Raw genomic sequence first — 25668 nt, forward strand, 5'->3', positions numbered from 1 at the left:
ATTTACTTGTAGAAGCGTCAATTATCAATAATCGACAAATATTCATACCCAAACACTATCATTCACCTTATCTAATAGGCATTTTCACGATAATCCTTTTAGTGAAATTTTTATAATATTTGTTTCTTGAACAAAAAACGGCTGAATATAAATCAACCGTTTTCTTACTAAGCTATAATTCTTTTCTTGCATCTGTCGCAAAACCACTTCTATATTCACTCCAAATCTATCTAACCCCCTAAAAGCTCCTTGGTCTTTCCGACTAGATATAATGGAATATTGGTAATATTACCGTCCTTTCTATATCCCATTTTTGAAAATCTGACTGCGTATAGAGGGTGATTGTCTGCAACATATTTTTTGAAGGTCGGTGCCGATTTATCCTCACCGCCTTTTGTTTCAACAGGAATAATCTCCATGCCGCACTGCAGCACAAAATCAATTTCCCCATTTCTGCTTGAGAAGTATCTCGGCATTACCTCAAACTGCCCCCTAAGCTGCTGCAAAACATAATTTTCCGTCAGCGGCCCTTTAAACTGATAGGTTGACTTTAGAAGGATTGCACTGTTATCAACGCCCGCCATCTGCTTCAACAATCCGGTATCAAATAAAAATAATTTAAATTGGTCTAACTTATCAAAGGCAGAGAGCGGATGCTCCAGCTTAGAAACATTATATATCCGGTTTAGCATACCTGCCGAAACAAGCCATTCTATTGCTTCTTCAAAATCTCTGGCTCTTGCCCCTTCTTTCACTGCTCCATACATGAATTTTTCATTTGACTTTGCAAGCTGCGTTACAATACTGCGAAAAACCATAAGGATTCGTCCGCTATTCACCTTACCATTGTGTTTAGAAAAATCGTTTTCGTATACCTCGATCAGTTCACGTTGAATTTGAGCAATTTTAGCCGGGTCTTTATGCTTTAACCAAGAAGAAACACATTCAGGCATTCCCCCTATAATAAGATAATTGTTATAAGCTTCCAACAGTCTATTATGAAAGATTTCTTCTATCTGCTGTTCCTTATGGATATCCTCATAATAAGCAAATAAGGGTGCATCTGTTGCTTTCAGGAACTCCTCAAAAGTCAAAGGAAAAATATCTAATAAATTTACCATTCCAACCGGATATGATTTCGGCTTTGCAAGAAGTGTCCCAAGGAGGTTCCCTGCAGCAATAACATGGTACTCATTTGCCATTTCTTTAAAGTATTTCAGCGCATTTAATGCCTCCGGGCATTCCTGCACCTCATCAAATATGACCAGTGTATCTAATGGGTATATTTTCTCCCCGGCAATCATTGACAGCAGCTCAATAATACGCTGCGGATTTTTATTGGTTTCAAAGATTGATTTTAACTCATCTTCTTCATCAAAGTTGAAATATACAAAGCTCTTATAGTAGTTTTTACCAAACTCTTTCATCAACCAAGTTTTCCCAACCTGTCTGGCTCCCTTTAAAACCATTGGCTTACGCTCATCACTCGATTTTCATGCCACTAATTTCCCCATAGCTGTTCTTTTCAAAGTATCCCCTCCTTTTTGTAAGTCTAGCATAACACATTTTTTTCAATGATTTTAATTGTATTTATCACATTTTTTCGCTATTTATAAGTATAAAAAACACATTTTTCCAACTTTTTCATATCGTAAATATACATTTTATTTGTATACTAATTTACTGTTCCATTAACGTCATACTTTCCAGCAGCAATCTCTCCGGGACCGGCAAGCTTTGGATCAACACAAAAAGCCGGATGCTTTGTCCCATCATCGTCATACCACCATGCAGACGAATGTAATACATTTGAACCCTTATACTGAATATCGTTGATGTCTTTTCCCTTTACTACTGTGATTTTTCTCGTTACACTACCTTCACCTGCCGCTTGTGCAATAAGTGGTGACTGAATAAAAGGCAGTGCAACTACCAGAGCAAGCAAAAGTGCAAGAAATCTTTTCTTTTTTTGCATACTTCTTCACCCTTTCTTTTCTTGCAAATAGAAAAGAGATACGATTTTTTTCGTATCTCTTTCGCTATAATGTTTAAGTTTTTTATCTTGCAAAGATTTGAACCCAATAACTCACTATATCATCAAATAGACCGTTACTTTCACTTTCAAAATCAGAGCCAACACCGAGGTACTTATAATCAGGATTTAAGATATTCTCTCGATGACCTTTAGAATCCATCCATAATTCCATTGCACTTTCCGGTTCCTCGAAAGTACCTTTACTGATGTTCTCGCCAGCATAGTCTCCTTCATACCCTAATTCTTCCAATACAGTTTTACAAGCTTTACCATTAGGTCTGGTATGATCGAATACTTCTATAATTTCTTTTGCTCTAATTTGTGCAGCCGCTGTTAATGTAGAATCTAACTCAAGAGGAGAAACCCCAACTTTTTCACGTTCCTCATTTACCAAACGCAACATCTGCTCAGCATAGCTACTTTCATTTGTAACGTCTACTTTCTCCTGCTTTTGCTGTTCTTGCTGCTCCTTTTGTTTATCTGTCTGCTCACCTACAGCTTTTCTGTATTCTTCGATATACTTCAGCAGTTTATCATAGTTAGGATATTGCTCTACAGGCTTGGTTGTAAGTTTGACCTCTTTTCTTGCTCCATCCCACTGAACGTCTGCATTCAATCCATTTGCAAGATCCCTGATGCCGAGCAATGTTCTACCATTCTTAACTACAGGATCAGCAATCAATGCCTTTTCTTCTTCAAGATAACCGGAGCTACCAGAAATAATAGTCTTTTTCTCAATAGTAATCGTTGTAAAATATAAGTATTTTCTGTCTAAATCCTTATCCTCTTTTACCGTTTTATTCAGAGAAACATGATTATACTCTTGAAAACGTCCGTTTACCACCGGACTGTCATTTGTTGAGTATTTCTCAAAACTTACATCCCAGCCCATTTTTTCTGCCACTGCTCTTACCGGAACCATGACACGCCCATTGATATTCACAGGCTGCTGATCACCAAAACTTACTTTTTGGCCATCTACCGTTACAGTGATGTTATCAGCTGCAAAAGCTGTCGGAACAGCACCGAATACCATTGCCGTTGTCAGCAGTGCAGTCATAATTCTTTTCTTCTTCATAGTATCTCCTCCTTGATTTTTATCTCAGATAAATGATTGATTGAATTATCCGTATTTTACCACAGCAAAAATATGATTTCATCAAATTGAACACCTCAATTTGCAAAAGTCGGAAAATTTATTTCTTTTCCCTATCGTTCTTTTTCATTTTAATCTCTTGATACAAAAAAGAGCAACTGTAGCATCCGCTCTTCTCGTGGTTCTTATTGTATCTCACCTTTCCCGCTTTGGGACACCGTGTCCCGAAGTACAGGTTTCTCTTATATTATCTATTTTTTGTTCTCAGTCTACTTCAATCCAAATATTCAACCAAATCACTGATCTCGCAGCATAATACCTTAGACAATGCAACACTGTTCTGAATCACACACAGGGACAGTATTTTGCTCTATGTAACCGGCTGTCTGGAAGAAGCCGGTGTAATCTTCTCCGGAACAGCCCTTGATAAAGATGTGGCAGTAACGCTCGTCATCCTTATCCACAATATAAATTCTTTCTACAATAGTTTGGATCAAAGTGACCAGAACCTCCGGCTGCGCATCCTTTGCATATTCTGCAAAGGAGAGCAGCCTTTCTTTTGTCATTCCCAAGTCACGGATGGCAATCATATTGATCTTTCTACCCTCATCCAGTTTTGAAATCTGCCGCTCCGCTTCCCTCAGTTCTTCAGCCAGATTTTGCAAATCCTCTTGAATAAATTGCTTGATACTGCCATCTGCTTCTCGCAGATTTCTTGTCTGCGCAGCAATATCTGCTTTCAGCTTGTCACGTTTCTTTTTAATGAGATTGTGTTCCTGTACCGTCTGTGACTGCTCCAAGACTTCCTCAATCTTGATTTCCAGAATACTTCTGAAACGCTCACTGTTTTCATCTGACAGGTCGGATAACTGCTGTACCACAAATTCATCCAGAAGAACGCCGTCTACCGCTTTGAAATTACATTCCTTTTTGTGATAGCCGGGACAAACATATTTGAATCGAGGTTTTCCGTTCGTCCAACGGTCGGACTCGGAAATCACACTCAATCGCCTGCCGCAGTGAGGACAATGCACCAGTCCTGCCAACAATGCGTTGGTCTTTCTGTGAGGGCGATTGTATTTCTCTGCAATAGCATCCAGAAGTTCCTGCACTTCAATCCATTGTTCACTTGAAATAAAGCCTTCATGCCTTCCGACCGCAATAATCCACTCACTAACAGGCTTGCTTTCAATGGTCTGAACATATTTTGGAGAGATGAATGTGCTGTCGCTGCCCTCGTACTTTTCTTGGTCGGTTTTATTGTAAGCCGACAATCCGTGAGTTCCGTCAAACTCTGTCATATCTCCAAACACATTGCCGTCGTGTTCGATGAAATAATTATAGCTGCGTTTATCAGCAGTGCAATAAATGGGATTTCTCAAAACCAGTCTTGTGGTGGATGCGTTAAATGCAGCACCGGAAGGAGTGTGGAATCCTTCCTCATTCATCTGTTTTGCAGTGGTCTGGATACTGCGAGTGGTTCGAAAAATTTCATACAAACGCTGAACCATGCGTTTTTCTTCCGGCAGACTTTCTAAGTAGCTGTATGCTGATTTTCCCTTACCACTTCCGGTTGTTACACGACAGACAGTAAATCCCATCGGTGTATTGCCGCCGAGCCATCGACCGTCCTTTGCAAGTTCCATCATATTGTCTACAATTCTTTCTGTCAGAGTATCTCTTTCAAATTCCGCAATGACAGCGAATATCTGAATGAAGATTTTATATAGTCCGCTGGCAGTATTGATACCATTGGAGCAAATCAGCAGGTCAACATGGTACATTTCCAAGAAATCCATCAGGCGGATTAGGTCGGCTGTCTTTCTGCCGACACGATCCAGCTTGTAACATACGATTGCTTTGATTTTTCCGTCCTGCACATCATGCAGCATTCTCTGAAAATCCGGTCTATCTGAAAAATATCCGCTGAGTCCTTTGTCCTCGTATTGTAAAAATTCATACTCCTCATCCAACCCCAATTCCTTTTTGGCGTAATCCGCACATTGTTTGAACTGAACACCGATGCTGTCACCCTTGTTGGTGATACGAGATTTACGGGCGTATATCGCAACGCCACGGTTATCTTTTTCAACTTTTCTCTGTTTCTTCATGGGTAGTCACCTCCGCTCATATCATACCGCCATCCCAGTTATTCTATCAAGTTTGTGGCCGTTGCCACGAATCCATTCCAGAAACACATACAAGGTTTCTGCATCGAAATTTCTGATTTCCTGTGCGATAAATTCTACTCGTTTTTGCTGAAAGGCTTCCATAGTTTCTTTGAATTTTTGTCCTCTGTGAATTACTGCGATCAAATAGTTTCCTCCGTTTCTGTCTGTGGTTCTGACCTCGGACCAACTTGGTCCAACGTCAGATAATGAAAAAAGCTGCTACACAGATGCAACAATGACAGACACAAAAGATTCTGTATCTGACTTGATGCTTCCATGTAACAGCTCCGACAGTTCGGACTGACTAAAAATATGTTTGTATAAATATGGGACTTGCCCATCAATAAAATCTCGTTTGAAGCGTATTCAATTTTCAACTGTGCCTATCATATCATAAGCTGTCGAAAAGCGCAATCATGTCAAGCTCCCGATTAAGAACGTATTCCCAATTCGGGGACAAGCAGCTAATAACAGAGTTTCGTTTTACCGAAAGTTGCAGCAAGGATATTTTTGATATTCTACTTGGAACTTGATGATACCTCTGGACGAATTGTCCAGAAGTTATTTTGTTATTTTTGAAATTCCAGTCTCCTCGTCAGGAATTTACAACGCAAAATCTTCACGCCTTGCTTTGGTGCAAGTTGCACCGCAGAACTTCATCCCAACTTGGGACGAAGTTAATTTTCAAAAAGTACCTGAGCAGTCTTGTGGCTAACCTGTCCACAAGCATAAAGCCCATACCTTCAACTTCGACACAAATTATGTCGAAGTGATTTTCGTTTTTCTGTTTCCTTTATTTTTAACTTTGTGCCAAGTTGGCACGAAGTTGTTCATCCCAAGTTGGGATGAAGTTGTATCCAATCATTGGCAATTTTGTTACTTGTGGGCGAATTGCCCACAAGACCTCCCGACAAATTGTTGGGAAGTGGATTGCCATACATCACATAAATAATCAGGGGAAACTTCTCCCATGTTTTCATTTTTTCGTTTATGGAAAATTGAACTTCTATGCAAATTGCGCAGAAGTCAGTAAGTAAAAGTATTCAGAATGAATGCGCAGCCGACACCACAGGTGGCGTTCAAAAGGGATTGGGGATGCTTCCCCAACAAGCAATTTACGAAGATTGACCCAGAGGGGAAATCAAGAAAATGAGTAAACCTGTACAGGTTTGCACTGCTTGCCAATTTGTAACGCTCATAATATATGGGCAAAATTATTCCCAAGTTGGGAATAAAAAGCCGGTACACCTCCACCCGAATTGGGCGGAAGTTCCGAATTCGACTTCTGCCCAATTTGAGCAGAAGTTAATCCGCACTTGTACCCAAGTTGGGCACAAGTCATATTGTGCGAAGAAAACTGGCAAGCAGGGCAAAGTTATAGCACTTTGCTCATTTTTGCATTTTCTCCTTCGGCTCAATTTGCAAAATAGCTTGTCAGGGAAATCTCCCTGGTACCCTTTGAATATCAATTTCATTGATGGCTGCTCGTTCATCCTGAACGCTGTTCTTATAATTTGCCTTATGAAATAAGCAACAGAAAAGAGTCTATGAAATAACAATTGAATTTATAGCAACATCACTCGCCGTTCAAAGAACGATGAGTGATGTCTTACTTCTAACTACTTAATCGATTTTTCTTTCGATATACTGGCTGAAGGTAAAAATATTCTGTTCTCCAACAAGTTCAACCAAAAACGATTTGAAGGTGGAATCAATAGGAACCGTTACAAAGAAAATCAACCTTTTCTTTGGCCTTGAACAACATACATAAAATAAATTGCGGTTACGCTCAAAGGAAGCTTGTTTTCCACTTGGGATGACAGCTTTTTTTGTTATCATTGGAGCATAGGTTTCAAATTGATACTGGTTCCATCCTTTACTGATAACAAAAATCACATTGTCGTATTCTTCTCCTTTAACTCCGTGCTCTGTAGAATACTGTGCTTCTGGATGTAAGAAGTCTTTCACAGCAATAAACTGTGCGTAATCCAGATTCAAGAACGCTTCTATTGAAGTATTAGAAGCATATATTGTTTCAGGTGTATTCTGGTACAAATGATACCAACCATCTAATTTTGGTGGTATAGGAATCAATTTAGTCCGGTTGATAATTTCAAAAACATCAATGGCGCTTTTCTTGCGTGCCTCATCAAGTTGACGCTGTAGTTCTTTCCACTTATTTTTCTCAGCCTTCTTGGTAATTGGATAACGCTTAATTCCAAGTGTATCAAAAAGCAACTGCATATCGGAGGTGTTAAGCGCATGATAGATCGGTTCAACGGTCTCCATAAAGAACAATAGGAACGGGTCTTCTTTGTCTCTCAATCCGTCATTCAGAATATCCAGGAGTTTCTCGTATCCTTGCTGTGTAGCAAGAACCTTGTGCGTAATCATTAGAACTTTTAATTCTTCATCCGCAGGTGTTTCTTGTTTTATTTTTTCAGTAACTTTGTTTAATCGTGATTTCAATTCCTCTGGAGGTAATTCGTTCTTGAAATTACGGTCTGCACGACGAGGTCCAGTATAATCCTCGCACGTAATAACAAACACTTCTCCTTTAAAGTCATCTATTGCTGATGTTTGCGGTAAATCTGGACGAATTTCATTCAAGAGGTCAACAATTTTCGGCGCAGATCTAAAATTGGATCCTTTCTTGATAACCTTAAGCTTATCATGTTCAATAACTCCACAGGCCTTATTGGATTGATATATGGTTTGCCATGCATCACCGAAAAATCCGAATTGTGGACCCTTTTCCTCTGCAATAAAATGTTTTATGAAACGTTCTATGATCGGGCTATAGGAATCTTGGTATTCGTCAATCAAAATCAAAGGATACTTGTCTGAAAACACACGACGGAATTTTGCGTTATCCAAAAGTGTGCAAAATAATTTCAGAACATCGTCATGATATAAATATTGAATACCGTTTTCTTTGTACCTATGCCCCAAGGTATATGTAACTTCGGTAATCTTGAGAAAATCTCCTTCATCTGGCAAAAAGTCGGGGTCATTGGTAACAATATTGATTAGAAAACTCTGATATTGCTTAATTGCATTCCACGCAAAGGAATGTATTGTAGACGGAAGGATGAAAGAATCCTTTGATAACCTTTCTGCAATTACATTTACAGCAGCATTTGTATAAGTAATGCAGATTACATTTTGCTTCTTGCGGCTCTACTCCGCCCACTTATTTGCTTGAATCCATTCAATAACTTTATTAAGTGAGTAAGTCTTACCAGAGCCAGCGCCAGCTTCGACACGAAAGCTGTGACCTGCTTGCAACACTTCGATAATCTGTTCATCTACTTTGTCAGCTTCAGCTTTGGCAAGTTCATAATTGCGACCATGAAGGTTTTCAATCATAAATAGTCACCTCCTTACTCAAGTATTTTTTGTTCATTGAGCCACTTCAATCCAGATTTGATATAAGCTGGAATGGTATAATCATCACACTCATAAACAAGATCAAGTGCAAAATCTGTCTTACTCTTTCCAGAAAACTCAATATCATCTTCAGTTATAGTGTCCTCCAATTCATAATGCGCACGATTGACATTCCGGATAGCTTCTTCCAAGGAGTGGCCGCATAGTCCTTGTTCCTTAGTTTGAAATTCAAGGTGACATTTGCCTTTTGTTTTTTCATCGGCTGTCATTAATGTAATCTCAGTAAGGGGAATTTTCCCTTTATCATCCTCGCTAAGACCTTTGCTTTTTCTCCACCACCACTTTATAGTTTTATTTGATGTTGTCTCACCAAGGTAAACCGGAACAGATTTATAATATGTTCTGCCGTTTTTTCCTTCTGTTCCTAATACAGAATCCAAATCAGTAAGAATAAGGCATGGAATTCCTAAGAACTCGATAAAAGGGATAAATTTGTAAGCATATGCTCCACCGATTTCTATCAGCGTATAGTACTGCGCAGGCAATTTATACGCCTGAGAATCAAAATCCCCAGCCTTTGCACACTTTTCAATCATGTCTGGAAGCAGCAGACGTTCTGATGCACCTTCTACAAAAATAGCTTTATCAGCAAAGAATAAATCACATTTGGTTAGAGTTAAATATTTTCTAATGAAATCGATGTTGGTGGGATTTTCCTGAGCAAATGTACTCAGGTTTTTATAAGTTACGCCATCCTTAGTTTTCTGAGTATATCGAATTTTAGAGAAGACCATTGTATTGGCAACATGGGCGGAATGAGAAGTCAAAAAAGTTTGAATCCCGACAGAGGTGATTTTTCCAAGAAAAGCCTCCAAATATTCCGCAAAGGCGTGCTGCATTTGTGGGTGCATATGAGATTCTGGTTCTTCAATGAAAAGCAGGGGAATGCAGGCAGTGCCACACTTTTCCACCTTCTTGGCAAATGCAGCAAGAAGAAACTCCATCTTGATCAGATTTTTATATCCCAATCCGTTGTATTTGCTGGGAAGGCTTTCCTTACTTGCACCTGCTGTGTAAGAAAGTTGTGTTTGATTTTTTATCTGCTCATCAATGCTTAACTGAGTTGTAACACCCAACTGTAGTTCTTCGCTATTTGGATAACCAAAACCGACCGAACTACTTACAAGGGTACTTAGTATCTCATTACTTTGTTGCTGAACACTTTTGTTTGCATTTTCGACAATCGAACGAAGTTCCTTCACCTTTTTTGTAATGCTTGGGTCTAATTCGTCTTCACTCATATCAAAGAAATCCGAAATCAGTGCAGACAGAGAGCTGTTCTGAGTACCATCTTCGCCGAGGAGTCGTTCAGCCGGAATGATATGGAACGGAAAAAGCTCTTTCAGTTCTTTGTGCTTTTTGACTTGCTTTTCTTCTGGAATTTTAGGATTCACCGCATAAACCGTCAGTTCAAATAGCTTATAGAAATTCGCAACAATGGCATTGTGGGTGTCATCATCAAGAGTAAAGACTCCGTCTTTGTAATAGCTTTCCTCCAATAGTTTCCACAAAGCTTTCTCATCTGCCTTTAATCTGAACTCAACACGGATTAATGCTGTAGTAGTGTCTACATCTACATCAATGATAAAAGGTGACAATGCTCCCAAGTTATCCTCCGGATCATCGAGAGAGTAATCCACAAGAAATTCTATGGATATGGGTTCCAGCTGCTTGGCAAGCTCCTCAAATGTGATCTTCTTTTCCATGAATAGAGCTATCTTAGTATAGAGGTTCTCTCGCTTTTGCAGTGGGTAATCATTGAAGGAAAAGGGGGCTCCGTCCAGCACATTGCCAATACACTCAAAGCATAATGTTTTGGCTGTGTTATTACGTCCAACAATCAATGTTGTTTTAGGCTCAACCTCCAGTTCGGCATCAATAAGCAATCTGTAGTTTTTAATTTTTATCTTTGATAATTGCATATTGCCTCCGTTTTTATCTGTAGTAAGCTGTCAATCGCTTGTAGCTATCGTATCAGTTTTTTCTTTTGAATCAAGATATGCCAAATACTGCTTATACTTCCGGAGCATCAGATTTTTGGCATACTGCTCCATATATTCGTAATCAGGAGTGCCATCATCGGTAACGGGCAGCATAATTCTGGTATTAGCCATGCGTTCTGCATTAAATTTATACAGATAGCCAAACTTACTTTTCTGTTGCAGAATGGCAACCTTCATAAACAGCAGTACAAACGCATTGTCCTCATGGTGCTTCAAGTGGAACCGCTTTACTGAGTCAGAAAAAATACATTCGTATGGATGATAGAATCCTATTACCATACCATTACCATCATAGTTTACGCCGAGCACATTTTTATCCAGAGACACATTTGTGTCATTCACAAAACGTGCAATGCCGTTGCTGTTATCCAAAGCTCCGATAAATGGTCTGTCTCCAGGAGTAGTATCTGCTGCGACCAGGCGCTTTCCGGGCAAAATATCAAAAATGTCTGAGATGGAAAAAGAATCCCATGTTTTTTCAGATAATGCGGACAACTCGGATTCATCACCCAAGTCAGCAATACATTTTTGGGCATAGATACGGTACTTGTTCAGCATCGTTTGGCGTTTCTGTTGTGTAATTTTTTCTATATATTCGTAATCCGGAACACCTTCATGGACAGGAAGCATAACACGCTCTCTGGAAATACGAACATCGTTAATCTCTCTGTTAAAATTATACTTTTCACCTAAACGCCCAACAAGTGCAGATAAGCCCAAATAACAATCTTCACTGGTACCCTCTCTGCTTAGCGCAGTTACATGATCACTGGCAACGAAATCATATGGGTGGTAAAAGCAGGAACCAACACTTCCGCTATTCGCAAGGGTAAGACAGTCACCGAATTTTCGGACATTCTTCTCATTGCCACAACTTCCATCTGTACCGTTCGCAAGCGCTGTGGATGAAACATACGGAACATCACCAGGAATATGGTCAGATTTTTTAATCCGCTTTCCACGAGAGATTGTGTCAAATATCTCTGTCAAGCGAACAGCCTCCCATGTTTTCTCATCAATCTTCTGCAATATCGGCACCCCCGTTCTTAAACAGATATTCACGATTCTGCATAATCATAGAAAACTCAAATGTTAGATAATCGCCAATAGCTTTCTCAAAGTCTGCGTCTGTCGGTTTTTCGTCGTTGAAATAAAAGAAAGAATGTAGCCACTCATCCTCGGCTTTCACTGTAGATTCCACACAGAATTTTGAAGCCGCTTCAGTTCTGCCGAACCACATATCAAGCAGGTGTTGGCGCTTATCCTTTGCAGAATCGCCTTCAACAAGACCGATATGCGCACGCACTTCATAACCATCATTGCGGAAATCAATGAATTTACACACTTTGTCCTCAGGATGTGGCTCATGTGCAGTGAAGATTGCAATAACAGGGTTAGTGCCTACGCCATAAAAGGTATCTGTATTGCAGGTAATGACACCTTCCAACGTATGGTGTTTCAGAATATTTTCCTTAAAAGTCTGTTCGTCTTTGGTCTTGCCGGTCATGGACGATTGAGGAACAATTACCGCAGCCCTTGCTCCTTCGGTCAGGGAATCGAGCAAATGCTCCACAAAGGACAATTCATACTGAGACGGATCTGACTTGGTTCCTTGCGAATAAGGAGGATTCATCATGCCAACAGTTGCGCCTTTGAGCTGCACCTGAGCAGGATTTTGCCGGAGAAAATCTTCGCATTTGATATTACTATTACCATCATCCCGGAGGATCATATTGGTTGCAGCAATAGCAAACATATTGCTCTGGAGTTCAAATCCGTGCAACTGTTTCTTCTTGATGTTCTTTCGCTTGTTCTGATCAGCACCTACCTTTTCAAGCATGTGATGCATCGCTGCAACAAGGAATCCAGCGGTGCCACAGCAGGGGTCAAGCACAATGTCTGTAGCTTGAATATCCAGAAGGTCACAGAACAGATCACAAATGTGACGAGGAGTCAGGACGATACCGAGTGTCTGCCCATCACCGCCGGAGTAGCTCATAAATTCGCCATAGAATCTTCCAATGAAATCCTCGCTGGAACTGCGGTACTTAATGTTGTCAAAGACATTCTTCTTCAAAAACTCAGTGTAGAATTTTAGCGGGGTTTTACCCAGCTTGGCATCGACTTCATTCAAACGAGCGCTTGTGCGGATGATAGAAAATTCACTCATCAGCTTGTCACGTTTTGCATCAGGCCCAACATTGGATGCTTTGAGGCGACGCTGAATAGCATCGTAAATCAACTGGCCGTCAGTGGTTGTTTCGTCACCGAGCAAATCATCGGGTTTGAAGAACTTGTCATCCAGTGCCAGAAGAATACCGGAGACCACCAAAGGCTTGTCCTGATCCTTCAGGGAGCCATAGGTGCGCAGATATTCGTGCAGTTCCGCCGCATCTTTCAGAATTTCCTCCGTAGTCTTTTCAACATCGGTCTTTTCTGCCAGAACGTAACGAGTATAGTATTCGTCGATATTGACAGCGGTGAAGGAGGTAAAAGATTCAATATCAGGGAGCTGCTTATAGCCATCTCTATCATCCACATACAGTGGAGTGATTCTATGATGCTTTTCATCGCCAGAAACGCCGATTGCAAAAATCTTATGGAAGCTGCTATTCTGTGCAATGTGCTTGGCGTAAAAATATGCCCCATTAACAGCGTAATCTGCAATATCTTTCTGATCGACAGACAAGATTCCCGTACTGGTCAGCTTCTGGTGCTTGGCAAGATCAGCTTTATCCTCAATGACGATAACAAAGTCTTTTACAACTGCAACATACTCCGGATATCCGGCATTGCCAGTACCTCGCTTTGATGCACTCTGTAAAGCATCGTTAATTTCCTTAACATCACTGCCTTGCGCATCATATTTAATTTTGGAGTCATCGAGTTGACGAGCGACCCACAAATCGGTTTTAACTTCTTTCTTTGCCATTTCATTTTCGCCCTTTCTAAGTATCTGTAAGGACATATTGCCTATTTTCTAAGTATCTAACTGAGTTTCTATATCAAGCTTGTATGTTTTTTCTAAAAGAGAATATAGTTTGAAATGTCATTATTAGAAAACCCTATCCATTTCAAGCTCATGCATTTGATCAATTTATCGAGAAGAATCATCAAACATTTGGTGTTGGAGTCATTTTTGAAATCATAGTAATACGCATATCCATGGGCAATAGTACGCCTAATTTCCTTAATTTGATCACTAATCATCTCTGCAGGAATCTTCGTTCGTGATAGTAATTGAGGGAATTCATTAAACATACATTCCAATTCTTTTTTTAGGGGAAATTTAGGGTTTTGAGCATTCTTGTGATCCAGCTTGTCGAATAAATACTCAAACGCCATAACTTGTTCTACAAATCGCTGCGGTGTATACATGGAGTTAAAATCCCCTAAATGCCCCAGGGGAATGCTTTGTGTTATTTTATTGCCAGAATCTAACGCTATGTTATTTAAGATTTTTGGGATGTATTTCATAACATCAAATTCGTGGAAGAAACCGCCATGCCCACCAACTATATCTTCTGAAATGAGAGAACAGTAGAACCACCCTGCTTTCAATCCTTGTTTATAAAGTGTAATCCGTTTGAAAGGAACTTCTGCATGGGATGTCATAAACATTGCAAGCCTATGTAGAACATTAGTTATATCATAGCACTCTTGTATCTCGTTGGTGTGTAGTGGCAGAATCAATTCGCACTTTCTGTCGAGGTCTTCCAAAAGCCCGAGTCGGTTATCGTGACCTATCCGGAATTCTAATTCATACTTCTGATCGTTCATACCAAACGGAACCTTATATACAACCTTAGGCTCTATAGCCAAATTGATTCCCGCTCGCACCATGTCAATGTATTCATATTCGTATCTAAAAACTTCATCGAGGGACGGTGATTGAAGGCCTATGGAGTCATACTCTTCATCTTTGTCGAACATATTGATAGTATAGCAACGTAAATAGCAGGTACTGCCCATAGAGTTTTCTACTAAAAAAGTTGCTTTCCGTCCACGAATTCCGATATCAAAACATTGTCCATGCAGGATATAGTTTTCTTTAAAATTATATTCTTTACAAAAATCATCCAGCAGCGAGTCATCCGTAAATAGTTCCATGCGGTAGTTTTCGATTACGAATGGTATCTTTCCGTCTCTGAAGAAAATGAAGCCTTTGACCATCATATCACCTTTCTATTTCTTTCATTCTATAGGTCAAATTGTTACTTTTTAAATTGATGAACCATTACTGACCAAAGCTATTCTTCTTTTCTAATGCCAACCCAATCAATCGATCCGCCTGATCTGCCATGAATAGTGGAATGTTCAGCACATCATCGTCCAGTTTTAGATTGTCCAATGAGAAACGGATGCGGAGTTTGACCTTATCAGGGAACAGTTCCTTGAACTTCTTCATACTCTTGCTAGTTGTGTTGGCTTCGGATTTAACCTCCACGGGGAAGATGTCGTTCTCCCGCTGAATGAGGAAATCCACCTCGTAAGGTGGGTTGTTCTGGCTCCAATAGCGGGGAACCACTTCAAATTGCGTGATCAGGGTCTGCAGCACAAAGTTTTCAGTCAAAGCGCCCTTGAACTCGGTGAACAGGCGGTTGCCCTCTCCAAAGGCCGTGGGAGCCAGCTGTGCCAGACGGCGGAGCAGTCCCACATCTACCAAATAAATCTTGAAGGCAGACAAGTCATCGTAAGCTGCAATCGGCAGGCCGGGAGCTGAGCTGCGATAAATTTTATGCACCAAACGGGCATCTACCAGCCATTGCAAGGCATCCTCGTACTCACGGGCTCGTGCGCCTTCCTTGACCACCTTATAGATAAACTTCTTGTTCTCCCTTGCCAGTTGAGAAGGAACAGACTTCCAAATCATTGAGATTTTCGGGAACTCGCTAAGATTAGGATGCTTGGCAAAATCACGCTCATAGGCTCCGATGATTCCGGACAATGCTTCCTGCATGGCAGAAACATCCCGTGCCTCCGTCCACATCAATACCGGCTCCGGCATACCACCGGTAACATAGTACATTTTCAATTTCTCATACAGCGGATTAAAGAACGCATCGGGAATCGGTTCAATGGTGTTTGCCGTTTCCAGATACTTTGCTAAGTTTTCATCACCGTTGGCAAGCAGAAATTCTGTGAAGGTCATCGGGTCAATCTGCATGAAGTTGACCTTGCCTACTGGGAAGGAAGATGGCTTCGCCAGAGCAATCCCCAACAGAGAACCGGCGCAGGCAACATGGTACTGCGGTGCATTCTCGCAGAAATACTTCATGGAGTTGATAACCTTCGGGCAGTCCTGTACCTCGTCAAAGATGATAAGGGTCTTTTCTGGCACGATCTTCTGACCGCTGGCCAGCATCAAATTTTGCAGGATACGGTCAACATCTTTTGTAGTTTCAAAGAATTGCTTATATTCTTCATTTTCATCGAAGTTAAAATAAGCTGTATTTTCATAATAACGCCTGCCGAACTCTTTCAGAATCCAAGTCTTACCCACCTGACGCACGCCCTTCAAGATTAACGGCTTGCGGTAGGGAGAATTCTTCCAATCCAGCAACTTTTTTAAGATAAATCGTTCCATAGAATCACTCCTCACATTTTTATTGGAGTTTTATGCTTTATAATCACACTTTTATTATATGCGAAATCTATGAAAATTACAACCGAAATCACAAAATTATTAAAATTTAATGCTTATCAATCACACTTTTATATGAGATAGCGAAAAGATTTTCTACAATAAAGGCAGACCACAGCCTCAACATTAGTTATATTACATCTTATCATTCATGTTACATTCCGGATAGGAATGGATAAGATCAGTATCACTATAATCAGTATTGTTACATTGTGCTTATGACAGTTCTTGAATTGTCATAAATACAATTCAAGAATTATCCCATCAAAGAAATAAGGCTGACCTGTTACAGTCAGCCCTAAGTAAAAACTCTATTTCTATTAGCAGAAAATCAGTTCTGCATTAACCATTTCCTCTGCCTGCGCTTTCAGGCTATTCATGTGCTGTGCCCATACAAGCTGTTGAGTCGTCATGTCTGGAGCCGGATTTTTCTCCAGAAGTTCAGCCATTATCTGTTCCACTCTACAACGAGCAGTTTCGTCGATTTCCCATAAGTGCGGGAATAAGGTTTCCGTCAGAATCATGTCATCCAAGAGTATTGGATTGTTTTCCGCAAGAAACGCCCTGCGCATCCTGCCATATTTTCCAAGCGGTTTATCACTTGTGTTGCTCAACTTAATATTAGGGATAAGATAATCACCGCAACGAGTATAAGTCAAATTCTGTGCCATAGTCACTCCTCCAATCCGTTTTTCTCTTTCACCTTCATTGTAATGGATGTTCCCACAAAAGTGAAGTTTGTGGATTGGTCTCTTTGAGAGCAACACACATCTGATGATATACCTTTCGTGACGGTCTGCGATTGCCTTCTTCGATTTTATAGTAGTAGCTTGGTACAATCCCTATCCGTTCTGCAAAAGCCTTCTGTGACAGCCCCAGAGCCGTTCTAACGCTCTTTAGCGCTTCGGTATAGGGTACAGAAAGGAAATGGGAGAAATCATCATAGAGTAAGGACGCTTCGATTTCCAAAACCTCTGCCAGCTTAATAGCTACATCATAAGGAATAGGGTGTTTTCCATTTTCATACATCACAACAGTTGATGGTACAATATCCAGCTTTTCCGCCAACTGTCTTGTTGTCATCTGTTTTCGCTGACGGTAGTACTTGAGATTGTCGCTCGGTAAGTTGGTCTTTGGCTTTTCTTCAAAAGGTATCGTTAAATGGAGTAACAGCTTGCCTTGATGAAATTCACACAACAATGTGTGATTGAAAATACCATTGCAAAAGCAATTAAGTATTGTACCTGAGCTTTATTGATGTTCTTCTGCCGCTGTTCATACTGCTGAATTGTCCGAAGTGGAATGCCTGCCAATTCCGATAGTTCCTTTTGGCTTAAGCCTGCCTTTTGGCGACGTATTTTCAGATTTGTTTCTTTTTTTCGCTCTTTATACAGAACATTCATTGCATCGACAAACTGTCGGATATCCATTTCATGAAAAGGATGATACATACCCAATACCTCTTTGATTGGCACATACAGGTTCATCTCCGCAAAGGACATATCTGTTTCCCATTGATAATAAGCCAATGCCCAGCCTGTCCAGTATTCTTCACTCCGGTTGCTTGCATACATCGGTTTTATTCGTTCATTTTCGATTCCCGAACATTCCAGAACCTTATATGCCAGTTCAACGCCCGACATTCCTACCAAAAGCTGAAAATCACCTTCTCCAAAGCGTTTTGCAATGCCTGAAGTAAGGAATAACTCCCAAAAGTCTCCGACTGCATATTTTAAATCATATACGGCAAAATCCAGCATCCGACCAAGTGCTGTTCTTGCTTTTTCCAGATATACCTTATCGTAAGCGTGGATCATCACTCGTCATCTCCTCATCTATAATCTGCGTAATGAAAATATCACCTTTCTGTCTCCTGTTTCTTTCTACATCAAAATATTCTCTGCGAGCACTTTTGTCTCGGAGCATTTTCTTCTGATACCATTCATCTGCAGCTGCGATTTCATATCCGCAAAATTGTAGCTTTGAAAACGCCTTTTTACTTTTTAAAACAAATTGCTGTCCAAGTTTTTTTAAATACATTGCATGGTTCAACTGCCGGAAAGAAATGGTGCCATTGATAAAATCCTGTGCAAACGAAAAGTAGCTATTATCCGCACGATAACCGATAATCGCATCATACCGCTCATAATCAATAGAAAACTTATCTAAAATATACTCCTTTGCCTCAAGTGCCAGCCCGGAAGGAATATCAAACTCACGATTTTGCAAAAGGATTGCCAGCCAATGCAAAATGCAATACTGATCATCATTTAAATTTAAGATATCAAGACCGTTACAATCCAATTCATAGCAGTTTGCATATCCGTCTGTATCCTTCTTTACGCCCCACTCTTTTGCCATGTCAATACTATCTGTGCAATAGAACCCCAGACCATAATCATTATATTTTTTCCTTTGCCCATAAATGGGCTTCTCAATTATCTTTTCGGAACCATGGTATAGCTTTCTCATTATTCATATTCCCTTCCTACCTATAACTATACTCCTTTGGGAGTATAGTGTCAATAGAACGCACTGATTCCTTTTTACAAACTTGGTGGTTCGATTAGTGGCATTCGGATTATCCGCTATGCTATAATAAGCCTACACAAAAAGAAATGAGGTGTTCAATATGAGTATTAGCGAAAAAAGACTCTCAACTACAGGAAGGCGAATGAAATATTGCCGGAAGATAGAAAAGCTTAAACTCTCTGAATTGGCAGATAAAATAGATGTACCCATTTTTATCCTGAAAAGCTACGAAACTGATAAAAAACAACTTCCCTATGAATTGGCCCGCCGCATAGCCAATGTGCTGCACACAACCGCAGGCTATTTACTCGGTTGGGAAGCCGATCCGCTCCTTGATCCACTTTTGTCTGATATCTACCGCCAAAAGACAAATGAAGAAGCGTTGCTTGATGATGAGTATGATGATGAACCATTTTCCGATATTGACGATGATTGGGACGAGGAAAATGAATCCATTTCATTATTTTATGAAATGATGTATAAAAGTGAAGAGGAGAAAGACGAAATCATAGAAACAGGAGCATTCAACGCCCATATCGCAGGCTATCTGATATATACACTACAACAATTAGGCTGTTCAGCAAGTACAATTACAAAGGCTCGCCAGCTGTTCTTTGACGAAATCGTTCCAAACATAACCGCCGAAACTGCCAGAGAGCTGGGTGAAGCTACGGAGCTCAACAAGTTAGATAGTATTCTCAATAAGAACAATGTTATCCATTTTCCAACCGAGGACTAATTTTGCTCCATAAATGTGCCGAAATAGAAATACAACATAAAAAATTCAATATTGTATTCCCGTTTCGGCACATAAATTGATTTTTAGCATAATTTGTGCTATAATCGGAATACTATTTATCGGAGGTGATTCCATTGGTTGAGAGAAAAGAATATTTGGAACGATTGGCTCAATGGAAAGACGAGCAGGTAATCAAAGTAATAACCGGCATCAGACGTTGCGGTAAATCCACCCTGCTCCTGCAATATCAAGCATGGCTGAAAGCAAATGGGGTTTCTGCAGATCAGATTGTTTCTGTCAATTTTGAGGAACTGGAATATGAGGAACTTCTGGACTATCGGAAATTATATGAATATCTCAAAAGTCACTTGTGCATCGGCAAAAAAACTTATATCTTTCTGGATGAAATTCAGAAGGTAGCCGCATTTGAAAAGGTAGTTGATAGTCTGTATGTTAAGCCGGATATTGATATATACATCACCGGTTCCAATGCGTATATGCTGTCCAGCGATTTGGCTACTCTGCTGACCGGGCGATATGTTGAAATCAAAATGCTGCCCCTTTCTTTTAAGGAATTTCTTTCTATTACTGATATGGATACAGAACAAGGGCTTGCGGAGTACCTGCGTAACGGCGGTCTGCCATATATTGCTGTAATGAATCGTACTTCTGAAAAAGTAGAAACCTACTTGGAAGGAATCTACAATACCGTTATTGTAAAAGATATAGAAGATAGACAAGCCAGAAAAGAAAGTGATCCTTTCAAAAGAAAGATTACCGATATTGTGCTGCTGAAAACTATCGCAAAATATCTTGCCAGTGTAGCAGGTAATCCTGTTTCTATCAGGAGCATCACAAACTATTTAACTTCAAACGGCAGAAAACTATCTCCCAATACGGTGAGCGACTATGTAGATGCTTTAATAGAATCCTTTATTTTCTATCCTGCAGAACGGTTTGATATTGTCGGCAAACAGCTCTTAAAAGCAAACAGAAAATTATATATCGTAGACCTCGGTCTGCGTAATTATATTCTGCCACGCCAGAATTATGACCTTGGATTTTCTCTTGAAAACATTGTTTTCTTCGAGCTTCTTCGTAGAGGTTATAGAGTAATGATTGGAAAAGTCGGAAACACAGAAGTGGATTTTGTTGCTGAAAAAAATGGTGTCTATAGCTATATTCAAGTTACTGCGGATATGACTGCAAAAGAAACTTTTGAGCGTGAACTCAAACCATTATCGAATATCAGAGACAACTACGAAAAAATTGTCCTTACCGCAGATCGTTTCACTCCCGGCAACTATAACGGCATACAGGTAAAATACCTTCCCGATTGGCTGCTTGGGAAAGATTCATAAACAAAAAGAGTCTTGGATTCAAATTCTAAGACTCTTTTATACCATTTTTTCATAAATTAAATCCTTTCGTTTGCCATAGGCGGAAACCCACTACCTTCAGGTGGTGGGAGGAGCCTTGTTAATCTTTAGCCATTAACCCTGACTTTCAATATACTTTTGTATAGTCGCTGACGATACTTCTCCAATACTGCAAGCAAAGTATCCGTCTGACCAAAATATCCTTTTCTTCCAATACTGTTTAGACAGAAACGAACCATACTTTTGCCATAGGCAATATGTTGTTTCTTGTTTTACAATCTTAACAATGTCACAAACCCTATCAGTCGTATCATAACTTATTAAGAAATGCATGTGGTCTTTGTCTGCTTCCATAGCGATTATTTCGTAGCCACGAGTATTGGGTATATCAAAAATCTTTTGCTTAACATCGTCAGCAATAGAACCTTTTAGTAGTTTCTTACGATATTTAGTTACAAGAACTATATGTACTTTTAGACTGTATTTTCGTCTGTTATGACGATTATATCTATTGTCCATAGTCTACCTCTGATAATGATTGACTTTCACTATCTATTATTATATATTATATCTAGTGAAATATCAATGAAGGGAGTACATCTATGGAACAGATGACTATAACCGCAAAAGTTCAAATAGCCGCTACTGATGCAGATAAAGTTTTGCTTGATGAAACTATGTCTGTTTATCGTGATGCCTGTAATTATGTTTCAGGCTATGTATTCCAAACTCATGATTTAAAGCAGTTTTCACTGAATAAAGTTTTGTATTCTACTCTAAGAGAAAAATTTGGTCTGAAATCGCAAATGGCTCAGTCCGTTTTGAAAACGGTCATTGCAAGATATAGAACTATTCTCGAAAATCAAAATAAATGGATACGACCAACCTTCAAGAAACCTCAGTATGATTTAGTTTGGAACAGAGATTATTCTTTAACGCAAAACTGTTTTTCTGTGAATACGCTGAATGGTCGTGTTAAACTGCCATATTTCGCTGAAGGTATGTCTAAATATTTTGACCACACAATCTATAGGTTTGGTACAGCTAAGCTCACAAACAAACATGGCAAATATTATCTTTACATACCCGTAACTTATGATGTCGAAAAAAGTAATATTTCTGACATTTGTAATGTCGTAGGCATTGACAGAGGAATTAACTTCGTTGTTGCAACCTATGACAGTCATCACAAGTCTGGATTTGTTAGTGGAAAAGCTATCAAGCAGAAACGTGCTAATTATTCCAAACTTCGTAAAGAACTCCAAATGCGACAAACTCCATCTTCAAGGCGAAGATTAAAAGCTATCGGTCATCGAGAAAACCGTTGGATGCAAGATGTGAACCATTGTGTATCAAAGGCACTTGTTGAGAATAACCCGAAGCACACACTCTTTGTATTAGAAGATTTATCGGGTATTCGTAATGCTACAGAGCGTGTCAAAACAAAAGACCGTTATGTTTCTGTGTCGTGGTCGTTCTATGATTTAGAACAGAAACTAATTTATAAGGCAAAGCAGAATCAATCTTCTGTAATTAAGGTAGACCCTCGTTATACAAGTCAATGTTGTCCTGTTTGTGGGCATACGGAAAAGTCTAACCGTAACAAGAAAATACATTTGTTTACTTGTAAAAACTGTGGCTATCAGTCCAATGATGACCGTATCGGAGCTATGAATCTGTATCGTATGGGAATAAACTATCTTTCTGATAGCCAGAGTACCAAAGAATCTAACGATTCTTATACAGTTGCAACAGAGTAAACTTTGTTGCAAAGGGTGCTGTCAACCACCCTGCGATGTAACGCCACTTTAGATAGCGATATCTATTGAGATGAAAGGTCGGAGGCGTAAGCTGTTAGTACGACTGGGCAGTTACAAGCCCATGACCTTTAGGTCGTGGGTAGTTGACTATGTATTATCTGTTATTTTACAGAAAATCCGAGAGACCGTTTCAAGTTTTGTGTAAACGCTAAAAACTGATATAAGATTTGTGAATAGTTACAAATGGGCAGAGCCGATTTTCCGGATTCTGCCCATATCTGCATTATACAGGAGTTTTTGGGCATGTCAATAAAACCTGCCTAAAACAAGCTGTTTTTACAGGTTGCGTCTGATTAGACGTTCTTCAAAATAGATTTCCAGCTGGGAATGGATCTGCCCCCAGTCCTGCCGGTGTCCTGTCCATTTCTTAGTAATATCCATAGTCGCAAGATACAGCATTTTTAAAAGGCTGTCATCCGATGGGAAAACGGTCTTGCTTTTGGTTACTTTCCGGAGCTGGCGGTTGAACCCCTCAATGGCATTCGTGGTGTAAATCAGTCGACGTACCGCCTCCGGATACTTGAAATAAGTGGATAACGTAGCCCAGTTGTCATGCCATGATTTATAAATCTTTGGATACTTGGAATCCCATTTATCTTTGAACAATTCTAACTCATTTAAAGCTGTTTCTTCCGTTGGAGCCGCATATACAAGTTTCAGATCGGACATCAGCTTTTTGATGTCTTTGTAGGAAACAAACTTCGTTGAATTGCGAATCTGATGAATGATACACTGCTGGATTTCTGTTTTTGGATAAACAGCTTCAATTGCCTGTGGAAATCCATTTAGTCCATCCACACATGCTATCAGGATATCTTCAACTCCGCGGTTCTTTAGTCCATTCATGATGGAGAGCCAGAACTTGGGACTTTCATTTTCTCCAACATACATACCAAGAATGTCCTTTTTTCCGTTCATATCGATGCCAAGAGCAATGTAAACTGCACGTTTTACAATGCGTCCTTCGCTTCGGACATGATAGTGGATAGCATCCATAAATACGACAGCATACACTTCTTCCAACGGACGTTCCTGCCATTCTTTTACAATTGGAAGGATTTTATCCGTAATCCGGCTGATGGTACTGTCAGAAATATCAATATCGTACAGTTCCCGCATGTGAGCTTCGATATCTCCGGTAGTCATTCCCTTTGCATACATGGAAAGGATTTTTTCTTCCATGTCCTGCGTCACAGTATTCTGATATTTTTTGATTAGCTGAGGCTCATACTCACCGTTACGATCTCTTGGAATAGCTACATTCATATCTCCATAGCTTGTGTGCATGGTTTTGCTGGAATGCCCATTTCGACTGTTATCTGTTTCTTTGTTTCGATAGTCATACTTGGAATAACCTAATTCCTCATCCAGTTCTTCATCCAAAGTACCTTCCAAAAGAACAGACATCATGTCACGCATGATACTGTTTACATCGGCGCCGTCTTTGATGCTGATATCATTATTCTTCAGATAATCACGCATCATTTCTCGCATTGCTGCTTTTTGTGGGCTGTCTTTTCTTCTTGCCATAAAAATAACCTCCAAACTGAGTAATTTTATCTTACATCAGTTTGGAGGTTTACACAAACTCTGGGATGCTCCCAAATCCCGAATATACTTGTAAGCACATTTCTCTCCACCTTTTTAACTTAATTTATTTTATTTAACTTAATAAATGTTAAAAGTCAAATTATTAAGTTATTTTTATGCTTGCCAGAAACATCAAAATAGCTTTGGATTCAAATTCCAAAGCTATTTTTGCTACATTTCCCTTTTTTCGTTATCCAACAGCTCCTCATCATAGGAGTACGCAATCCATTTTATTCTATAATCTTTAAGCTTCAGAACTCCTTGGGTTCCATGGCGAAAAATGGCAACCAATTCGCCGGATACGCCCTTTTCCGATGTTGAATATATGGCATCCAGCACCGCCGGGAACAACTCCTCATAATCATCCTCGTTATCCGTTTTTAATATCCGAACTAAAATCGGATGATACGCATTAAATTTATTCATAAGATCATTTTCGGTTAGCTGCTGCAGCTTCTTTTTCTCCTTCTTTTGTGGCATCAAAAGAGGTTTTAATTTATCCGGAGAGATCTCCAGCACTTGACAGATACGCTCCAGAACAGCCTTACTCATTGGTTCTTTGCCCGATTCTATACGAGACAGCCCTGATGGATATATCTCTATTCTTTTCGCAAGCTCTGACTGTGATAGACCTCGTTTACAGCGGTATATCTTTACCCTTTGCCCAACCGATATCCCAAGAGCTTTGGAAAATTTATAAATCATTTCATCACCCGGAAGTCGAACACCTCGTTCAATGGCAGATAATGCTACTGACGTGATACCCACTTTTTCAGACAAATATTTCTGGGAATAACCCAATTTCATTCTGTATTGACGTATCATTTCCCCTACTTCGTTCATTTTGTTTGTCACCTCAAATCCAATTTTTTGGCACACTTAGAAACGAATACAATCATTTTTTTGATATTATATCGGTAAAAGCCATAGAATGCAAATGAATAAAAAACGATGTAGCCCCATTATAGATAATCTGCACCTGTTTATGCTAATCTAAATTTATGTCATATGGCTCATTGAAAAAGGTCTTTGTGTTATCTGCTTGATATAGAAAGCGATTCCTACAGGCTCGGTGAAACTCTGCGGAATAACGGAACTGACTTCGAAACAGTAGTAAAATAGTAAAGGTTGCTGCCCTCAAACAATAGCTCTTTTACCATGTACTCGTTAGCAAGGCGAGTGATTCCGGCAATACGGACATATACAACG

At 39.8% G+C, this 25668-nt stretch carries 22 protein-coding genes; 3 read left to right on the plus strand and 19 right to left on the minus strand.

Going from position 1 to position 25668, the window contains the following annotated elements; all coding sequences use genetic code 11:
* Nucleotides 1-230: 230 nt before the first annotated feature.
* The 16 genes from EJE48_RS08120 to EJE48_RS08190 form a co-directional block, all read right to left on the minus strand.
* Nucleotides 231-1469: an ATP-binding protein gene (locus EJE48_RS08120; RefSeq protein WP_170158618.1), complete on the minus strand. Its 1239-nt coding sequence runs from the start codon at nt 1467-1469 to the stop codon at nt 231-233.
* 206 nt (nt 1470-1675) lie between these two features.
* On the minus strand, nt 1676-1975 hold the full coding sequence (locus tag EJE48_RS08125) for a hypothetical protein (RefSeq protein ID WP_124984481.1): 300 nt from the start codon (nt 1973-1975) through the stop codon (nt 1676-1678).
* An 82-nt stretch (nt 1976-2057) separates the two neighbouring features.
* Nucleotides 2058-3113 (minus strand): stalk domain-containing protein, encoded by a 1056-nt coding sequence (locus EJE48_RS08130; protein WP_118739674.1) that lies wholly within the window; start codon nt 3111-3113, stop codon nt 2058-2060.
* A 338-nt stretch (nt 3114-3451) separates the two neighbouring features.
* The gene (locus EJE48_RS08135; protein WP_118582807.1) at nt 3452-5242 is read right to left on the minus strand and encodes a recombinase family protein; all 1791 of its coding nucleotides are present in this window, start codon (nt 5240-5242) and stop codon (nt 3452-3454) included.
* Between the two features lie 21 nt (nt 5243-5263).
* Nucleotides 5264-5446 carry a hypothetical protein gene (locus EJE48_RS08140; protein ID WP_118582805.1) on the minus strand — a complete coding sequence of 61 codons (183 nt, stop codon included), beginning with the start codon at nt 5444-5446 and terminating at the stop codon, nt 5264-5266.
* Nucleotides 5447-6925: 1479 nt separating this feature from the next.
* Nucleotides 6926-8461, minus strand: a complete 1536-nt coding sequence (locus tag EJE48_RS08145) for a UvrD-helicase domain-containing protein (RefSeq protein WP_279221711.1) — start codon at nt 8459-8461, stop codon at nt 6926-6928.
* Nucleotides 8462-8482: 21 nt separating this feature from the next.
* Nucleotides 8483-8671 (minus strand): hypothetical protein, encoded by a 189-nt coding sequence (locus EJE48_RS12585; RefSeq protein WP_243108003.1) that lies wholly within the window; start codon nt 8669-8671, stop codon nt 8483-8485.
* Nucleotides 8672-8685: 14 nt separating this feature from the next.
* Nucleotides 8686-10674, minus strand: a complete 1989-nt coding sequence (locus EJE48_RS08150) for an AAA family ATPase (protein ID WP_118582802.1) — start codon at nt 10672-10674, stop codon at nt 8686-8688.
* A 30-nt stretch (nt 10675-10704) separates the two neighbouring features.
* On the minus strand, nt 10705-11784 hold the full coding sequence (locus EJE48_RS08155) for a restriction endonuclease subunit S (protein WP_124984482.1): 1080 nt from the start codon (nt 11782-11784) through the stop codon (nt 10705-10707).
* Nucleotides 11771-13687, minus strand: coding sequence for an HsdM family class I SAM-dependent methyltransferase (locus tag EJE48_RS08160; protein WP_118582813.1), 1917 nt, complete (start codon nt 13685-13687; stop codon nt 11771-11773). Before EJE48_RS08160 ends, EJE48_RS08155 begins: the two co-directional genes overlap by 14 nt.
* Before the next feature lie 92 nt (nt 13688-13779).
* Nucleotides 13780-14931 carry a hypothetical protein gene (locus tag EJE48_RS08165; protein ID WP_124984483.1) on the minus strand — a complete coding sequence of 384 codons (1152 nt, stop codon included), beginning with the start codon at nt 14929-14931 and terminating at the stop codon, nt 13780-13782.
* 61 nt (nt 14932-14992) lie between these two features.
* Nucleotides 14993-16342 (minus strand): ATP-binding protein, encoded by a 1350-nt coding sequence (locus EJE48_RS08170; RefSeq protein ID WP_118582793.1) that lies wholly within the window; start codon nt 16340-16342, stop codon nt 14993-14995.
* A 377-nt stretch (nt 16343-16719) separates the two neighbouring features.
* A complete protein-coding gene (locus EJE48_RS08175; protein ID WP_118582790.1) occupies nt 16720-17070 on the minus strand; it encodes a TnpV protein in 351 nt (116 codons plus the stop codon).
* A gap of 34 nt (nt 17071-17104) precedes the next feature.
* The gene (locus tag EJE48_RS08180; RefSeq protein ID WP_306307900.1) at nt 17105-17599 is read right to left on the minus strand and encodes a helix-turn-helix domain-containing protein; all 495 of its coding nucleotides are present in this window, start codon (nt 17597-17599) and stop codon (nt 17105-17107) included.
* Nucleotides 17557-18216, minus strand: coding sequence for a helix-turn-helix domain-containing protein (locus tag EJE48_RS08185; RefSeq protein ID WP_118582784.1), 660 nt, complete (start codon nt 18214-18216; stop codon nt 17557-17559). Before EJE48_RS08185 ends, EJE48_RS08180 begins: the two co-directional genes overlap by 43 nt.
* Nucleotides 18197-18871 carry a DUF3990 domain-containing protein gene (locus EJE48_RS08190; protein WP_118582781.1) on the minus strand — a complete coding sequence of 225 codons (675 nt, stop codon included), beginning with the start codon at nt 18869-18871 and terminating at the stop codon, nt 18197-18199. Before EJE48_RS08190 ends, EJE48_RS08185 begins: the two co-directional genes overlap by 20 nt.
* 160 nt (nt 18872-19031) lie before the next feature.
* On the opposite strand from EJE48_RS08190, the gene EJE48_RS08195 reads away from it, so the two are divergent.
* A complete protein-coding gene (locus EJE48_RS08195; RefSeq protein ID WP_124984484.1) occupies nt 19032-19670 on the plus strand; it encodes a helix-turn-helix domain-containing protein in 639 nt (212 codons plus the stop codon).
* Between the two features lie 125 nt (nt 19671-19795).
* Complete coding sequence (locus EJE48_RS08200) at nt 19796-21031, plus strand: ATP-binding protein (RefSeq protein ID WP_334295395.1); 1236 nt, start codon at nt 19796-19798, stop codon at nt 21029-21031.
* Nucleotides 21032-21163: 132 nt separating this feature from the next.
* Here EJE48_RS08200 and tnpA read toward each other — a convergent pair whose 3' ends face one another.
* Complete coding sequence (tnpA, locus tag EJE48_RS08205) at nt 21164-21568, minus strand: IS200/IS605 family transposase (RefSeq protein WP_118582772.1); 405 nt, start codon at nt 21566-21568, stop codon at nt 21164-21166.
* A gap of 83 nt (nt 21569-21651) precedes the next feature.
* Between tnpA and EJE48_RS08210 the strand changes: the two genes are divergently transcribed.
* On the plus strand, nt 21652-22809 hold the full coding sequence (locus EJE48_RS08210) for an RNA-guided endonuclease TnpB family protein (protein WP_118582769.1): 1158 nt from the start codon (nt 21652-21654) through the stop codon (nt 22807-22809).
* A gap of 336 nt (nt 22810-23145) precedes the next feature.
* On the opposite strand, the gene EJE48_RS08215 is transcribed toward EJE48_RS08210, so the two are convergent.
* Nucleotides 23146-24363 (minus strand): IS256 family transposase, encoded by a 1218-nt coding sequence (locus EJE48_RS08215; protein ID WP_170158621.1) that lies wholly within the window; start codon nt 24361-24363, stop codon nt 23146-23148.
* 267 nt (nt 24364-24630) lie between these two features.
* On the minus strand, nt 24631-25302 hold the full coding sequence (locus EJE48_RS08220; RefSeq protein ID WP_118582763.1) for a helix-turn-helix domain-containing protein: 672 nt from the start codon (nt 25300-25302) through the stop codon (nt 24631-24633).
* Between the last annotated feature and the right edge of the window lie 366 nt (nt 25303-25668).

The sequence above is a fragment of the Anaerotignum faecicola genome, assembly GCF_003865035.1.
In the GTDB taxonomy this organism is placed as follows: domain Bacteria; phylum Bacillota; class Clostridia; order Lachnospirales; family Anaerotignaceae; genus Anaerotignum_A; species Anaerotignum_A faecicola.

Coding starts and splice junctions, on each gene's coding strand:
- EJE48_RS08195 (WP_124984484.1), top strand. CDS start 19,032: ATGAGTATTAGCGAAAAAAGACTCTCAACTACAGGAAGGCGAATGAAA.
- EJE48_RS08170 (WP_118582793.1), bottom strand. CDS start 16,342: ATGGAACGATTTATCTTAAAAAAGTTGCTGGATTGGAAGAATTCTCCC.
- EJE48_RS08185 (WP_118582784.1), bottom strand. CDS start 18,216: ATGATCCACGCTTACGATAAGGTATATCTGGAAAAAGCAAGAACAGCA.
- EJE48_RS08150 (WP_118582802.1), bottom strand. CDS start 10,674: ATGCAATTATCAAAGATAAAAATTAAAAACTACAGATTGCTTATTGAT.
- EJE48_RS08190 (WP_118582781.1), bottom strand. CDS start 18,871: ATGAGAAAGCTATACCATGGTTCCGAAAAGATAATTGAGAAGCCCATT.
- EJE48_RS08215 (WP_170158621.1), bottom strand. CDS start 24,363: ATGCGAGAAATGATGCGTGATTATCTGAAGAATAATGATATCAGCATC.
- EJE48_RS08125 (WP_124984481.1), bottom strand. CDS start 1,975: ATGCAAAAAAAGAAAAGATTTCTTGCACTTTTGCTTGCTCTGGTAGTT.
- EJE48_RS12585 (WP_243108003.1), bottom strand. CDS start 8,671: ATGATTGAAAACCTTCATGGTCGCAATTATGAACTTGCCAAAGCTGAA.
- tnpA (WP_118582772.1), bottom strand. CDS start 21,568: ATGGACAATAGATATAATCGTCATAACAGACGAAAATACAGTCTAAAA.
- EJE48_RS08175 (WP_118582790.1), bottom strand. CDS start 17,070: ATGGCACAGAATTTGACTTATACTCGTTGCGGTGATTATCTTATCCCT.
- EJE48_RS08130 (WP_118739674.1), bottom strand. CDS start 3,113: ATGAAGAAGAAAAGAATTATGACTGCACTGCTGACAACGGCAATGGTA.
- EJE48_RS08220 (WP_118582763.1), bottom strand. CDS start 25,302: ATGAACGAAGTAGGGGAAATGATACGTCAATACAGAATGAAATTGGGT.
- EJE48_RS08160 (WP_118582813.1), bottom strand. CDS start 13,687: ATGGCAAAGAAAGAAGTTAAAACCGATTTGTGGGTCGCTCGTCAACTC.
- EJE48_RS08210 (WP_118582769.1), top strand. CDS start 21,652: ATGGAACAGATGACTATAACCGCAAAAGTTCAAATAGCCGCTACTGAT.
- EJE48_RS08120 (WP_170158618.1), bottom strand. CDS start 1,469: ATGGTTTTAAAGGGAGCCAGACAGGTTGGGAAAACTTGGTTGATGAAA.
- EJE48_RS08135 (WP_118582807.1), bottom strand. CDS start 5,242: ATGAAGAAACAGAGAAAAGTTGAAAAAGATAACCGTGGCGTTGCGATA.
- EJE48_RS08165 (WP_124984483.1), bottom strand. CDS start 14,931: ATGATGGTCAAAGGCTTCATTTTCTTCAGAGACGGAAAGATACCATTC.